Origin of the sequence: Flavobacterium sp. (assembly GCF_965657075.1) — a bacterium.
GTDB lineage: Bacteria > Bacteroidota > Bacteroidia > Flavobacteriales > Flavobacteriaceae > Flavobacterium.
The window spans coordinates 1-15,828 of sequence record NZ_CBFHMV010000032.1 but is presented as its reverse complement, the minus strand read 5'-3'; the positions used below and the strand labels follow the sequence as shown (position 1 = coordinate 15,828).

Annotated in this window: 10 protein-coding genes; 9 read left to right on the top strand and 1 reads right to left on the bottom strand. The window is 31.8% G+C overall.

Going from position 1 to position 15,828, the window contains the following annotated elements:
• The coding region (locus tag ACTF56_RS12140) for a hypothetical protein (protein ID WP_438967176.1) at nt 1-497 on the bottom strand (497 nt) is incomplete at its 3' end.
• Nucleotides 498-1,502: 1,005 nt separating this feature from the next.
• Here ACTF56_RS12140 and ACTF56_RS12135 point away from each other — a divergent pair.
• The 9 genes from ACTF56_RS12135 to ACTF56_RS12095 all read left to right on the top strand — a co-directional run.
• Nucleotides 1,503-2,744 (top strand): site-specific integrase, encoded by a 1,242-nt coding sequence (locus ACTF56_RS12135; protein ID WP_438967175.1) that lies wholly within the window; start codon nt 1,503-1,505, stop codon nt 2,742-2,744.
• Nucleotides 2,745-2,787: 43 nt separating this feature from the next.
• Nucleotides 2,788-3,114, top strand: a complete 327-nt coding sequence (locus ACTF56_RS12130; protein WP_438967174.1) for a DUF6660 family protein — start codon at nt 2,788-2,790, stop codon at nt 3,112-3,114.
• Between the two features lie 97 nt (nt 3,115-3,211).
• Entirely contained in the window at nt 3,212-7,528 is a 4,317-nt protein-coding gene (locus tag ACTF56_RS12125; RefSeq protein ID WP_438967173.1) for a CusA/CzcA family heavy metal efflux RND transporter, read from the top strand.
• Nucleotides 7,529-7,539: 11 nt separating this feature from the next.
• Nucleotides 7,540-8,808 (top strand): efflux RND transporter periplasmic adaptor subunit, encoded by a 1,269-nt coding sequence (locus ACTF56_RS12120; protein WP_438967172.1) that lies wholly within the window; start codon nt 7,540-7,542, stop codon nt 8,806-8,808.
• A gap of 22 nt (nt 8,809-8,830) precedes the next feature.
• Nucleotides 8,831-9,196, top strand: coding sequence for a DUF3703 domain-containing protein (locus tag ACTF56_RS12115; RefSeq protein ID WP_438967171.1), 366 nt, complete (start codon nt 8,831-8,833; stop codon nt 9,194-9,196).
• 6 nt (nt 9,197-9,202) lie between these two features.
• Entirely contained in the window at nt 9,203-11,194 is a 1,992-nt protein-coding gene (locus tag ACTF56_RS12110; protein WP_438967170.1) for a heavy metal translocating P-type ATPase, read from the top strand.
• Nucleotides 11,195-11,266: 72 nt separating this feature from the next.
• Entirely contained in the window at nt 11,267-11,623 is a 357-nt protein-coding gene (locus ACTF56_RS12105; RefSeq protein ID WP_300058772.1) for a hypothetical protein, read from the top strand.
• Nucleotides 11,624-11,810: 187 nt separating this feature from the next.
• Nucleotides 11,811-12,152, top strand: coding sequence for a heavy-metal-associated domain-containing protein (locus ACTF56_RS12100; RefSeq protein ID WP_438967169.1), 342 nt, complete (start codon nt 11,811-11,813; stop codon nt 12,150-12,152).
• A gap of 126 nt (nt 12,153-12,278) precedes the next feature.
• Nucleotides 12,279-15,828, top strand: a 3,550-nt coding sequence (locus tag ACTF56_RS12095; protein ID WP_438967168.1) for an efflux RND transporter permease subunit, incomplete at its 3' end; no start/stop codon positions are given.

Sequence of the window (15,828 nt, the reverse complement as noted above, 5' to 3'; positions counted from 1 at the left end):
TAGTGAGTTGTTCCGCTTGGAGCAGCAATCATATTCGCAGGAATAAATGATGCCAAATCCACAGTAATTTCACCAGCCACACGGTCAATAGTTGCTACAAAAGGAGCAAACAGAGTAGTACCAAGTTTTCCACGAATATTAAATTCAAAACCAAATAACAATTCAGCTTCTCCATCAATCACGTTACGTAAACCACGTTCACTAACCAAATCCGCTTGAATAACCTTCATCATTGCTTGCGTTAATCTGCTCACCATTCTACCATCCGCAGAATTTAAAAGCAATGGTCGTAAAGCGTTTCTAAGCATTTTTCCTGCTTTACCAGCTCTACCAAACTCGGAACCATTCTCACGAGTTCTTTGAAACGCAGGGTCACTAGCAATTCTGCTTGCGTCAATTCCACCTTTTTCTCTTGCTAAATGACCATCTTGCGTTTTGTAAAAAGTAATATCTCCGATAGTACCTTTTAGTTTAATTATGCCTTTCTGTCTAGCCATAACATCAAAATTTTGTTAAACATTCATCTAAAATCTCCTTCATTCTATACATCAGTTGCAACTATTCTTGAATGATTTAAAGCAAATTTGAAACAAGATTATATACAAGAAGAAACTACTGTCATTTTATGACACATATGTCCAAAATCGACACAAAAGACATCTCAACAAGTTGATCAATCATTTCTGAACCAGTTCAAAGAATGATTAATTTTATGGCTTCAAATGTTTAATTCAGATAGGTTTTAGCTAACTCAAAGCCTAGTCAAAGGCATAGATAAAGTATGAAAATTGAAAAAAAGAGGTTGTGTATCTACCCAAAGGACATACAACGCATTACAGGAAAGAGTTATAGACAAAGTGCAAGATTACTTCAAAAGATAAGAAGTGACCTGAATAAGCTTGAAAATGAGTTTGTATCAGTTGAGGAGTTCTGTAATTACACTAGCTTAAAGATTGAACAAGTAGAACCTTTAATTATCGGATGAGGTTTTTAAAAAAAGTATCAATTATTAAACTTCATTCTACATACTTTTTACTTCAATAACCAGTTCAATAAATGAACAATAATTTTGATAATTGACTTTGTTTAATCATCTAATTTTCATAAATTTGTACTATAAGATTTCGAAAAATTTGCACGTCATTTATAGATGCAAAAGAGAGACCCTAGGAATTTAAAAGATATTAAAACCAACAATATCAATCGGTTAGAAATGGATGACAAATCCCTCTTTCTCCGCGAGCTGAAAAGCAAATGGTAACAAAACCCACTAAATTCAACAATTTAGTGGGTTTTTTCTTTTTGGGCTATATCAAATTATTCATAAAATCTCAAAGTTTAGGTGTCTTTCGAGGTGTCACTAAAATATAAAAAATTAAGTGACTCCTCTCAACGAAAAACACTGCTACAACAAGCAGTTCAATAACATATTCAAAAAATGAACATCTTGTGTGTAGTTATTAAAAATAATAAATTTAATAATAACTTTAAGGTCACCACCAATGAACACATCAGTATCAATTCTCTTTTACATTAAAAGAGCAAAAGTCAACAGTTTAGGAGTTTGCCCAATCTATGCAAGAGTTACTATCAATGCAAAACGATTTGAGTTTAGTGCCAATAAGTATATCAGTCCAGAAAAATGGTCATCAGAAGGTACTAAAGTTAAGGGTTCAAATGAAGAAGCAAGAACAATTAATAGTCATCTTGATTATTTAAAAAATCAAGTTTTAGAAGCCGAAAAAAGACTATTTAAAAAAGATATTATAGTTAGTAATGAAAATCTTAAAAACGAATTGTTTGGATTAGCTGAAACTAAACGAATGTTAGTGCCTATATTCCAAGATCACAACAACAAAATTAAAGAATTGGTAGGTAAAGAATATGCTCCAGGAACATTAGAACGCTATACAACCTCTTTGAAACATACTATTGAGTTTATGCAATGGAAATATAATATTTCTGATATTGATATTACCAAGATTGATCACGCTTTTATAACCGATTATGAATTCTGGTTAAGAAGTGTTAGAAATTGTGCGAATAACACAGCTGTAAAATACATCAAGAACTTCAATAAAATTATCAAGATATGTTTGGCCAATGACTGGCTTGACAAAAATCCTTTTGCAAACTACAAATCCAAAGTAAAAGAAGTTGAAAGAGTTTATTTATCTGAAGAAGAAATTCAAAGTATTATTGAAAAAGAATTTAAAACAGAAAGGTTATCTATTGTTCGCGATATATTCCTTTTTAGCTGCTTTACTGGTTTGGCGTACATTGATGTCAAAAACTTAACAAAGTCGCATATAAGCTTCGGTATTGATGGCGAGAAATGGATATTTACACATAGACAGAAAACAGAATCAGCTTCTAAAATTCCAATCCTTCCAGTTACTCAAATGATTATCGATAAATACGAGAATCATCCACAAAGTAACAATCAGGAAAAATTACTTCCTATTCTGTCTAATCAAAAAATGAATGCTTATTTAAAAGAAATAGCAACTGTTTGTGAGATTGAAAAAGAATTAACTTTTCATATTGCTCGTCACACTTTTGCGACAACTGTAACGCTTACAAATGGTGTACCTATTGAAAGTGTAAGTAAGATGCTAGGTCATAAAAACTTGCGAACAACGCAACATTACGCAAAAGTGTTGGATAGAAAAGTTAGTGAGGATATGCGTATTTTAAAAGATAAATTTAGTTCTAGTTTTAAGTTGAATACTAAAGAAGCGTAGAAAAACGTAAAAACTAAAAAATAAATTTACTACTTTTACGGCTGTGAAAATTTTTAGCTACATATTATCAATCTATTTAGTAGTACTTTCATGTTTGCCATGTGCAGATGTGGAAGCATCTAATTTTACGCATACTTCAAGTGAAATAGGCACAAACCACGATAATCATTCACACGATCAGGAAAATGATGCATGTTCTCCTTTTTGTATTTGTAACTGTTGTGGACAAAGCGTATTGTCTTATGTACCTACAGTAGTTTTTAATTTTCAAACCTCAATTGAAGAAATTCAAACGCTAAACTCCATTTACAAATCTAATTTGTATTCCAATTTCTTTGGGAGTATTTGGCAACCACCACAAATAGTATAATGAAGCCCGAGTAATTTCGGGTTAGAATCTTGTGTTTTTACCACAAATTATGGCAGATTTTTAATTTGCTAAATTCTAATTCATTATAATATTTTCAATGTTAGACAAAATCATACAATTCAGTATAAAGAACAAATTCATTATACTACTTTTTACACTTGTGTTAATAGCTTGGGGAAGCTACTCTTTAAAAAACCTACCGCTTGACGCATTACCTGATGTTACTAATAATCAAGTGCAAATTATTACAAATGCACCTACTTTAGCCAGTCAAGAAATTGAGCAACTCATTACATATCCATTAGAGCAATCTTTAAAAACAATTCCAAAAGTTATAGAACTGCGAAGTATTTCTCGTTTTGGACTTTCTGTTGTTACTGTTGTTTTTAAAGATGATGTAGATATTTATTGGGCAAGAAATCAAATTTTTCAACGAATAAGCCAAGCCAAAGAAAATATTCCAGCTTATGCAGGTTCTCCAGAAATGGCTCCAATTACAACTGGTTTGGGAGAAATATATCAATATGATGTATATGCTAAAAAAGGATATGAAGATAAATACGATGCAATCAAATTAAGAACCATCCAAGATTGGATTATCATTCCACAATTACAAGGAATTGAAGGTGTTGCAGAAGTAGCAACTTGGGGTGGTAAATTAAAACAGTTTGAAATAGCCGTTAAACCAAATACTTTAAAGAGTTTAGATGTAACCATAACTGAAATTTTTGAAGCTTTAGAAAAAAACAACCAAAATACGGGTGGTGCGTATATAGAAAAAGACCAAATGACCTACTTTATTCGTGGTGTAGGTATGGCAACCGGAAGTAAGGATTTAGAAAACGTTGTTGTAAAAAACAGAAACGGCTCACCTGTTTTAATTCGGGATGTAGCTTCAGTTAATGAAGGATATGCTATGCGATATGGAGCAGCTACAAAAGATGGGAAAGGTGAAATTGTTTGTGGAATGGCATTAATGCTTAAAGGAGAAAATTCTAAAGCAGTTGTGGAACGAGTGAAAGAAAAAATGGCTCAAATCAACAAAACACTTCCTGAAGGAGTCGTTGCAGAAGCTTTTATCGATCGTGGAAAATTAGTAGATAGTGCAATTGGTACTGTTACTAAAAATTTATTAGAGGGAGCATTAATCGTAATTTTTGTTCTGATTTTATTTTTAGGAAATCTTCGTGCTGGTTTAATCGTAGCTTCTGTTATTCCATTATCAATGCTCTTTGCTGTTATTTTGATGAATCATTTTGGTGTTAGTGGAAACTTAATGAGTTTAGGTGCTATCGATTTTGGAATTATTGTCGATGGTGCCGTAATTATTGTGGAAGCCACAATGCATCATTTACAAAAACTCAAGAGACAAAAGAACTTAACCCAATTAGAAATGGATAGCGAAGTGTATAAATCTGCTTCCAAAATTCGTAATAGTGCAGCTTTTGGAGAAATAATAATTTTAATTGTGTATTTGCCAATATTAGCATTAGTTGGAACGGAAGGTAAAATGTTCAAGCCAATGGCAATGACTGTAGGATTTGCAGTAATTGGAGCTTTCGTACTTTCTTTAACTTATGTACCTATGATGAGTGCAATGTTCTTATCTAAAAACACAGAGCATAAAGAAAACTTTAGCGATAAAATGATGGCATGGTTTGAAAAAATATACACTCCATTTTTAGACAAAGCATTACAAATCAAAAAAGTAGTTTTAGGAATTGCTGTCGGATTATTTGTAATGGCATTGGTAGTTTTCCAAAATATGGGAGGTGAATTTATACCTACAATCGAAGAAGGAGATTTAGCCATTAATGCAACGATAATGACAGGAAGTTCATTAACGCAGATGATTGAAACAACTACTAAATACGAAAAAATTCTAAAAGCAAAATTTCCAGAAATTAAAACCATTGTTACAAAAATTGGTAGTGGTGAAATTCCAACTGATCCTATGCCTATTGAAAGTGGTGATTTAATTATTGTTTTAAAAGATAAATCAGAATGGACATCAGCAGATAATTGGGAAGATTTAGCCAATCTAATGAAAGAAGAAATGGAAGTTATTCCTGGTGCTAATATTGAAGTTTCGCAACCCATACAAATGCGTTTTAACGAATTAATGACGGGTAGTAGAAGTGATATTGCTATAAAGATTTTTGGGGATGATTTAGAAATACTAGATGTAAAAGCTAAAGAATTAATTTCAAAAGTCAATAAAATTGAAGGTGTAGGTGACTTAAAAGCAGATAAAGTAACAGGTTTACCACAAATTACGATTAAATATGATTATGATAAAATAGCTTTATATGGACTTAATATCACAGATGTAAATAAGATAGTCAGAGCGTCTTTTGCTGGGGAAAGTGCAGGTAAAATTTATGAAGAAAGCAAACGTTTTGATGTTGTAGTTAGAATGAATGCCGAAAACCGTACAGATATTTCAGATGTTGCTAATTTATTTATACCATTACCTAGCGGTCAGCAAGTTCCACTGTATCAAGTAGCTTCTGTGGAATATGAACAAGGACCAGTTCAAGTTTCTCGAGAAAATGGAAAACGTAGAATAACAGTTGGTTTAAATGTTCGTGGTCGTGATGTAAAAAGTGTAGTCGAAGAAATCCAACAAAAATTAGAAAACAATTATAAACTTCCAGCAGGATATTATATAACCTATGGTGGTCAATTTGAAAATTTAGTAGAAGCAAACAAAAGACTTTCTGTTGCTTTACCAATAGCATTAGCATTAATTATGGTATTGTTGTTTTTTACATTCCATAGTATAAAACAAGCCTTATTAATTTTTACAGCTATTCCATTATCAGCAATTGGTGGCGTTTTTGCTTTATGGATGAGAGGAATGCCTTTTAGTATTTCAGCAGGTATTGGTTTCATTGCTTTATTCGGTATTGCAGTACTAAATGGAATTGTACTAATCTCCTATTTCAACCAATTAAAATCAGAAGGAATTACAGACCCATTACAAAGAGTTTTAATCGGAACAAAAACGAGACTTAGACCTGTATTAATGACAGCTGCGGTTGCTTCTTTAGGATTTTTGCCAATGGCTTTATCAACAAGTGGTGGTGCGGAAGTGCAAAAACCATTAGCAACGGTTGTTATTGGTGGCTTATTTTCTGCAACCTTACTAACCTTAATCGTTCTACCTATTCTTTATTTATTAGTTGAGAAAGGTATTAAAAAAAGAAAAAAAATGCCAAATTCAATCATTACCCTAATCGTATTATTTATAAGTACGCTTTCATTTGCTCAAAACAGCAAACCCATAACTTTAGAACAAGCTATAACAATGGCTAAAAAGAATAATATGGATTTAAAAATTGCCGATAAGGAAATTGAAAAACAAACAGTTCTTAAGAAAACAGCTTTTCAAGCAGATCCTTTGCAAATTGAATACATGGGTGGACAATTCAATAGTGTTGATTATGATAATAATGTAAGCATTCAACAATATTTTCCAATTGGTGGAAGTACAAAAGCAAACAGACAGCTTCAGGAAGAATTAGCAAAACTGGCTGAAAAACGGAAAGCATTATCGGAATATGAAATTGAAAAAGCGGTAACTATTGCTTACTATCAATATTTATATGGTATATCAATCCAAAAGCTAAATGACGAATTGTATGATGTGTATTCAAAATTTCTAAAAAATGCAGAGCTTCGATTTAAAACTGGTGAGAGTGGTAGTATTGAAGCTATTAGTGCTAAAGCTAAAGTAAAGGAGATAGAAACCTTAAAAGCACAAATGCTTCTTGATTTAGTAATCTATCAAAAGCAGTTGCAGTATTTTATTCAGACAAATGAAGATATACTTCCAGAAGCTTCAACTTCTTTAAAATATGCTAGTTCATCGGTTTTAGAAGAATCCAAAGTAGAAACATTAGTAAGTGATTATTATAGCCAACAAGCTATGGTTTATGAAAAAGAAGCAAATACTTTCAAAAAAATGCGAGCACCAAAATTAGGCTTGGGTTACTTTGGTCAAACGTTAAACAAAGAATCTTATTTTCAAGGATTTACGGTTGGTTTGCAAATTCCATTGTTTAGTGGAGCTAATACAGCTCGTGCCAAAGCTTCTGAAATCAGTATGTCGCAATCGCAATTAGAATTCGATAAAACAAAATTGACTTTAAAACTGCAAAAAGAACAATTAGTAAACCAATTTGAAAAACAACAAAAAGCAATACAATATTTTGAAAATGAAGGTTTAAAATATGCAGAACAGATAATCACTACTGCTCAAAAAAGTTATGCAAATGGTGATATGAGTTACTGGTCTTACATAAGTTTTCTTAATCAAGCCATTGATATTAAAAAGCAAAATATCGAAGCAGTAAACGCTTACAATCAAAGTGCCATACAAATGCAATTTCCATCTTTCAATAACAATTAATACTCACGATAATGATCAATATATCTTTAAAACCAAATTATAAAATAAACTCATTTTTTAAAATCTTTCTTCTTTCTTCTTTCCTCTTGATTCTAAACTCATGCGGAGAAAAGAAAACAGAAGAAGAACATGAAGAAGAAAAATCGGAAACAGAAGTAGCATTAACAACAGCTCAATTCGAAACCGTAGGTATTGAAATGGGAAGTATTGAAATGAAAAACCTCAATACAATTATCAAAGCTAATGGTTACACAACTGTTCCACCTCAAAACCGAGCAGATGTTTCAACCTTAATTGGTGGAGTTGTAAAAGACATCTTTGTATTAGAAGGTACTTATGTAGCAAAAGGAAAAACTTTGGCTACACTTCAAAACCTTCAAGTGGCAGAAATGCAAGAAGATTACAATGCTGCTATAGCAAATATTGAATATTTACAGTTAGAATACAATCGTCAAAAAACATTAAGTGAAGAAGATGTAAATCCTCGCAAAGTATTTCAAGAAGTAAAAGCAAAATTAGCAGTTGAAAGAGCAAGAGCACAAGCCGCTAAAAACAAATTACAAGCATTAAATGTAAGTCTATCAGGGAACTCTTCTATCATTCCTATCATTGCTCCTATAAGTGGTTATGTGGGTAAAATAGGCATTACAAAAGGAGCTTTTGCAGACACAGGAATTACTCTTTTTGAAGTTATTGATAATACACAAATGCACCTCGACTTGAACGTTTTCGAAAAAGACATGAGTAAAATTTCTATTGGTCAAGAAGTTGATTTCGTACTAACCAATCAATCTAATAAAGTCATTAAAGGAAAAATATTTGGTATTAATAAATCCTTTTCAAACGAAAGTAAATCGGTTGCAGTACATGCCAAGATTAATGAAAATGACACAAAAGATTTAATTTCTGGAATGTATGTGGCAGCTAATATTAACATTACAAATCAAACGGTTCAAGCATTACCTAAAGACGCAATTGTAAGAAACGGAGATAAATATTATATTTATATGCAAGAAGAACATGCAGAAGAAACTCCAAAAGCAAAAAAAGAAGCACACGTTCATAAAGAAGGAGAAGCACATAATCATGACGAAGAAGCTACCGAAAAAGAACACAACGAAGTACACTTTAAAGCAATTGAAGTAGTTCCAGGAACAACCGATTTAGGATATACTGAAGTTAAATTAGTAGAAGAAATTCCAGCCAATGCAAAAATTGTAGTCAAAGGAGCATTCTATTTATTAGCAGCTTCAAAAGGTGGTGGAGAACACGTTCATTAATAATTTAAAACAAAAAATAGAGATGAAAGTAAATACCAATATGCCTACAAAATTGAAACCTTTTTATAATGCTGAACTAGAATTAGCAAAGAATAATTTTAAGGAAAACAATTTACAAAAGTCATGGTTTCATTTAGAAAGAGCACATATAATCGGACAAAAATATCCGTATGAACATACATTTGTTCATTGGAAAATGTTACAATTTGGAATTAAAATAAAAAGCACTCCAGAAATAGTGGGTCAAATACCAAGATTACTAGTAGGTGGTGTAAAATCATTTGTTGGACACATTCCTGTCGGAAATACAGGTGGTTCAAATGTTCCACCATTAAGAGCAATGGAAATTCCAGAAGACATTAAAAAAATACTAATCGTAAACACATAGATTATTATGACAGATAAAAAATCACAAAAAATAGTAGACGATGCAGAATGCTGTAGAATAGAAGATAAAATCAATAAAGCAGAAGAGCAACATGCAGAAGATGACGGACATGATCATGACCATTCAATAAAAGAAAAATCCACCTTCCAATTATTTTTACCGGCAATAATAAGTTTCGTATTATTATTGTTGGCTATTGGTTTTGATAATTATTTTACCCAATCTTGGTTTACGGATTGGGTTAGAATAATTTGGTATGTTGCAGCCTATATACCAGTCGGACTTCCAGTAGTAAAAGAAGCCATACAAAGCATTCGTAAAAGTGATGTATTCTCTGAATTTTTACTAATGTCTATTGCTACAATTGGGGCTTTTGCTATTGGTGAATATCCTGAAGGTGTAGCGGTAATGCTATTTTATGCCATTGGAGAAATTTTTCAATCATTGGCAGTGCAAAGAGCCAAAAGAAACATCAAGACATTATTAGACCAAAGACCTGATGAAGTTACTATTATAGAGAATAATGTTGCTAAAACTATTAAAGCATCAACTGCTAAAATCGGAGATATTATCCAACTTAAAGCAGGAGAAAAATTAGGTTTAGATGGAGAATTACTATCAGATAAAGCTTCCTTCAATACAGCAGCTCTTACGGGAGAAAGTAAACCAGATTCAAAACTAAAAGGAGAAACAGTTTTAGCAGGAATGATTAATTTGAATTCCGTTTCACAAGTTAAAGTAACAACTGCTTATACAGATAGTAAATTATCAAAAATTCTGGAAATGGTGCAAGAAGCAACATCTAAAAAAGCTCCAACCGAATTATTCATTAGAAAATTTGCTAAAATCTATACACCTATTGTGGTGTTTTTGGCAATTGCAATATGTTTAGTGCCAATGCTTTTTGTGGAAAATTATGTATTTAACGATTGGTTGTATAGAGCATTAATCTTCTTGGTAATTTCATGTCCTTGTGCATTAGTAATAAGTATTCCATTAGGATATTTTGGTGGAATTGGTGCAGCTTCTAAAAACGGAATTCTTTTCAAAGGAAGTAATTTTTTAGATGTAATGGCTTCTATTCAAAACGTTGTGATGGACAAAACAGGAACGATGACTGAAGGTGTTTTTAAAGTGCAAGAAGTCGTTTTTAAAGCTGATTTTGACCAAAATGAAATACTTCAATTAGTAAATGCTATTGAAAGCCAAAGTACACATCCAGTAGCTACAGCTATTCATGATTTTGTTGGAAAAATTGACAGCACAATTGAACTTAAAAATGTGGAAGAAATAGCTGGGCATGGTTTAAAAGCTAGTGCAAATGGTAAAGAACTTTTAGTTGGAAACTTTAAATTAATGGATAAGTTTTCTATTAAATATGATATTGATCCATCAAGTATTGTCTATACTTTAATTGCAGTAGCGTATGATAATAATTTTGTGGGTTATTTAACCATTGCAGATAGTATAAAAGAAGATGCACAACAAACTATCGATAAACTAAAAGCATTAGGAATCAAAACTACTATGTTAAGTGGAGATAAAAATAACGTGGTACAATTTGTGGCTCAAAAATTAGGAATTACAAATGCGTTTGGTGATTTATTACCAGAAGATAAAGTAAATAAAGTAAAAGAAATTATAGCTAAAAACCAAACAGTAGCTTTTGTAGGTGATGGTGTTAATGATGCTCCAGTAGTTGCTTTAAGTAATGTGGGTATAGCAATGGGAGGTTTAGGAAGTGATGCAACAATTGAAACAGCAGATGTAGTAATTCAAGACGATAAACCTTCAAAAATTCCAATGGCAATAAATATTGGAAAACAAACCAAGAAAATTGTTTGGCAAAATATCACTTTAGCTTTTACAGTAAAAGCGATAGTTTTAATTCTAGGTGCTGGTGGTTTAGCAACGATGTGGGAAGCCGTTTTTGCCGATGTTGGAGTCGCTTTATTAGCAATATTAAATGCAGTTAGAATACAACGAATGAAGTTTTAATCTTGATTTTTAACAATTTTTTTAAAATATTTAATTTGTTTTGATTAACTTTGGTATGTTTTAGAACAATAAATGAAAAAATCTTACATCATAATAATTTTGTTTTTAGGAATATTTTTTATTCCTAATAATACTTTTGCTTGTGGTAGTGATAAGCAATCTTGTGAAAAAGAACTTTCCACTACTAAAACAAAAGAAAAAAGCTGTTGTGATAATAACAATGATGATAAAGGATGTAATGGAAGTTGTGGTCACTCAAAATGTGGCTGTCCTTCAACTACTATAAGTAGTTCAACATCAATTATACTTTCATACAAATCAAATAGTATTTTTAACTTTACATCTTTAAATAAAGTTAAATTTTTCTACAAAACACCTTCAGTTTTAGAAGGTCATTCTTCTATATGGCTTATTCCTAAAATAAGCTAAATTTAAAATTTGACAGCCATACTTATGTCAAATTTATAGCATTTGCTATTTTTTTATAACAGTCTTTTGAATCTTAAATTCTCATGTTAAACATGCTTATTTAATTCATTATAGCTGCTATTCAATTTAAATTTATTTCAAAAATTCATTCAAAAAAAAATCTTTTTGAATACTAAAATCATATAAAATGAAAAAATCATTAGTAAAAATAATGATAGCAATCACTGTATTGTTATCAACCACAATGAACGCACAAACAAAAAACACAAAAACAGAGGAAGTGAAAGTCTCAGGTAATTGTGGAATGTGTAAAAAAACGATAGAAAAAGCAGGAAACATCAAAGATATTGCTACAGTAGTATGGAACAAAGAAACTAAAATAGCAACGGTAACATATGATGAATCTAAAACAAATAAAGAAGAAATAGCAAAGCGTATAGCTTTAGCTGGATATGATTCAGAGCTTGTTAAAGCAAAAGATGAAGATTACGACAACCTTCCGGGATGTTGTCAGTATGACCGCGAGTAATTGTACTTTAATAAGTTGTAATTAACCTATTCCTCTAAAGTATTTTCTACTTTAGAGGAATATTCAACAAATATTCATCAAAAACCTTGATAAATATTTTTTGTTGGTTGTAAATATTATATTCAGATGTTAAATAAAATAATAAAATATTTCCTAGAAAATAGATTAGTAACTGTACTTATTCTAATGGTGCTAATTTTATGGGGTATTGCTACAGCACCGTTTAATTGGAAAATACCATTTCTTCCTACTGATTCGGTTGCTGTTGATGCTATTCCTGATATTGGTGAAAATCAGCAAATTGTTTTTACGCAATGGCAAGGTAGGTCGCCTCAAGATATTGAAGACCAAATCTCTTATCCATTAACAACCTATTTATTAGGAATTCCAGGTGTAAAATCAATTAGAAGTAATTCTATTTTTGGTTTTTCAAGTATCTATATCATTTTTGATGATGATATCGAATTTTACTGGTCTAGATCCAGAATACTTGAAAAATTAAATTCATTACCTAACAGTTTATTACCCGAAAATGTAAAACCATCACTTGGTCCAGATGCAACAGCATTAGGGCAAGTTTATTGGTATACTGTTGAAGGTAGAGATAAAGATGGAAAACCTACAGGTGGTTGGGATTTACAAGAAATAAGAACAGCACAAGATTTTTACATTAAATACGGACTAAATGCTGTGCAAGGAGTTTCAGAAGTAGCATCTATTGGTGGTTTTGTAAAAGAGTATCAAATTGATGTTAATCCTGATGCATTGAAAGCATATAATATCAGTTTAATGCAGGTAATGACTGCTGTACAAAAATCGAATAAAGATGTTGGTGCCAAAACAATTGAAATTAACCAAGCCGAGTATTTAGTTAGAGGTTTAGGTTATGTTAAAAAAGTAGAAGATATTGAACTGGCAGTTGTAGCAGTTAAAGACAATGTTCCAATTCGTATAAAAGATATAGGTGTAGTCGCACTAGGTCCAGAAACCAGAAGAGGTATTTTAGATAAAGGAGGAGCTGAAGCTGTCGGTGGTGTTGTCATTGCACGTTATGGTTCTAATCCATTAGAAGTAATTAATGGTGTAAAATCTAAAATCAGTGAAATAGCATCTGGTTTACCCAAAAAGACATTAGCTAATGGTGTAGAAAGTCAATTAACCATTATTCCTTTTTATGACCGTACAGAATTAATCCAAGAAACAATAGGAACATTAGAAACAGCTCTTTCTCATGAAGTGTTAATTAGTATTATTGTCGTCTTACTTCTAGTTTTTAATTTAAGAGCGTCGTTAATCATTTCAAGTTTATTACCAGTTGGAGTATTAATGACTTTTATCGTCATGCGTTATTCTGGAGTAGATGCAAATGTTGTTGCACTTTCAGGAATTGCTATTGCTATTGGAGTAATGGTAGATGTTGGAGTCGTCTTTGTCGAAAATATTATTCGACATCTCGAAATGCCGAAGAATAAAGGAGTAAAAGGAAAACAATTAATGCTAGTAATTTATGAAGGAACTACTGAAGTTGCATCAGCTATTACAACAGCTTTAGCAACAACAGTTGTTAGTTTTATTCCTGTTTTTGCAATGGAATCTGCTGAAGGTAAATTATTTAGACCTTTAGCATTCACAAAGACTTTTGCACTGTTAGGAGCTTTTGTATTAGGAATTGTAGTACTTCCTTCTTTAGCTAACTATTTGTTTGGAATTGACTATGATAAGAAAAGAGTAAAACGTTTTTGGTCGTATGTATTTATTTCAGGTGGTATTTTACTAAGTATTTATTTCAAAATTTGGCTTCCGTTGGGATTAACCTTAATGGGATTATATGACCTGTTTAATCATAAAATTCCTGAAAAATTCCAACTTTATACAAAGCATTTCAACTTAGTTATAGTAGTATTTATTGTTTCTTTCTTTTTAACTCAAGAATGGATGCCTTTAGGCCCACAAATAAGCGTAATTGGTAATTATCTATTTGTAATTGTTTTGTTAGGAATAATAATAGGAGCACTTTTATATATTGTCAGTTCTTATGAAAGAGTGCTGCGTTGGTGTTTAGAAAATAAAGGTAAATTCATGTTGTTACCCATAGCGACATTACTTTTTGGGGTTTTAGTATGGATTGGTTTTGAAAGCACTTTTGGTTTTGTGGCTAAAGGATTTGATAAAATAGGTTGGAACATCAAAACTTCAAAAGTATGGTCAGTTCCATCTCACACTTTTCCAGGAATTGGTTCCGAATTCATGCCAACACTTAATGAAGGAAGCTATCTTTTAATGCCAACATCTATGCCTCATGCTGGTGTAGAACAAAACAGAAAAGTGGTGGGTCAACTCGATATGATTCTAAACCACATTCCCGAAGTTGATATGGCAGTTGGGAAATTAGGACGTGTAGAAAGTGCTTTAGACCCTGCTCCAATTTCAATGTATGAAAACGTTATCAATTATAAGCCAGAATATATTTTGGATGCTAACGGACATCGAATGCGATTTAAAACCGATAATAAAGGTCGTTACATTACAAAATCTGGTGATACACTTTCACATGATGAAGCACTAAAACAGGCAATTACTGTAAAAAATTTAATACCAGACGAAGATGGTTCTTTCTATAGAAATTGGCGCGATATAATTCAATCACCCGATGATATCTGGAATGAAATTGTAAAAGCATCTAAAATACCAGGTGTTACATCTGCTCCTAAATTACAACCTATCGAAACTCGTTTGGTTATGCTTCAAACAGGAATGAGAGCACCTATGGGAATAAAAGTTTTTGGACCCGATTTAAAAACTATTGAAGAATTTGGATTAGAATTAGAAGCCATTATTAAAGAAGTTCCTTCTGTAAAAAGCGAAGCTGTTTTTGCTGATAGAATCGTAGGAAAACCTTATTTACATTTAAATATTGATAGAGAAAAAATTGCTCGATTTGGCTTAAATATAGAAGATGTTCAACAAGCTATTGAAACAGCAATTGGAGGAATGAAAATTTCTTCAACTGTTGAAGGAAGAGAACGCTATCCTATAAGAGTTCGCTATCCTAGAGAATTAAGAGATAGCCCTGAAGCATTAGGAAAAATATTAATAGCTACTCCTACTGGCGCACAGATTCCGTTAGGTCAATTAGTTCAGTTTGAATATAAAAAAGGACCTCAAGCCATTAAAAGTGAAGATACTTTTCTGGTTGGTTTTGTCTTATTCGATAAAAATGATGGCTATGCCGAAGTTGATGTAGTAAATGATGCTCAAAAAGCAATTCAAACTAAAATTGATTCTGGGGAATTAAAAGTTCCTCAAGGAGTTAATTATAAGTTTTCAGGAAGTTATGAGAATCAAATTAGAGCTATGAAAAGGCTTTCTATTGTAATTCCAATCTGTTTGATAGTTATTTTCTTATTACTATACTTTCAATTCAAGACTGTTATTGCATCGTCAATCCATTTCTCTGGAGTATTTGTTGCATTTGCAGGTGGATTTATAATGCTATGGTTATACGGACAAGATTGGTTCATGAATTTTGCTGTTGCAGATGTAAACATGCGCGATTTATTTCAAATGCATCCCATCAATTTAAGCGTTGCCGTTTGGGTAGGTTTCATAGCCTTATTTGGAATTGCTACTGATGATGGAGTAATCATGGGTTCTTATATCCACCAAGTTTTTGAAG

Excerpts from the sequence above, each read along its gene's own strand:
- ACTF56_RS12135 (WP_438967175.1), top strand. The coding sequence starts at position 1,503 with ATGAACACATCAGTATCAATTCTCTTTTACATTAAAAGAGCAAAAGTC.
- ACTF56_RS12125 (WP_438967173.1), top strand. The coding sequence starts at position 3,212 with ATGTTAGACAAAATCATACAATTCAGTATAAAGAACAAATTCATTATA.
- ACTF56_RS12120 (WP_438967172.1), top strand. The coding sequence starts at position 7,540 with ATGATCAATATATCTTTAAAACCAAATTATAAAATAAACTCATTTTTT.
- ACTF56_RS12115 (WP_438967171.1), top strand. The coding sequence starts at position 8,831 with ATGAAAGTAAATACCAATATGCCTACAAAATTGAAACCTTTTTATAAT.
- ACTF56_RS12110 (WP_438967170.1), top strand. The coding sequence starts at position 9,203 with ATGACAGATAAAAAATCACAAAAAATAGTAGACGATGCAGAATGCTGT.
- ACTF56_RS12105 (WP_300058772.1), top strand. The coding sequence starts at position 11,267 with ATGAAAAAATCTTACATCATAATAATTTTGTTTTTAGGAATATTTTTT.
- ACTF56_RS12100 (WP_438967169.1), top strand. The coding sequence starts at position 11,811 with ATGAAAAAATCATTAGTAAAAATAATGATAGCAATCACTGTATTGTTA.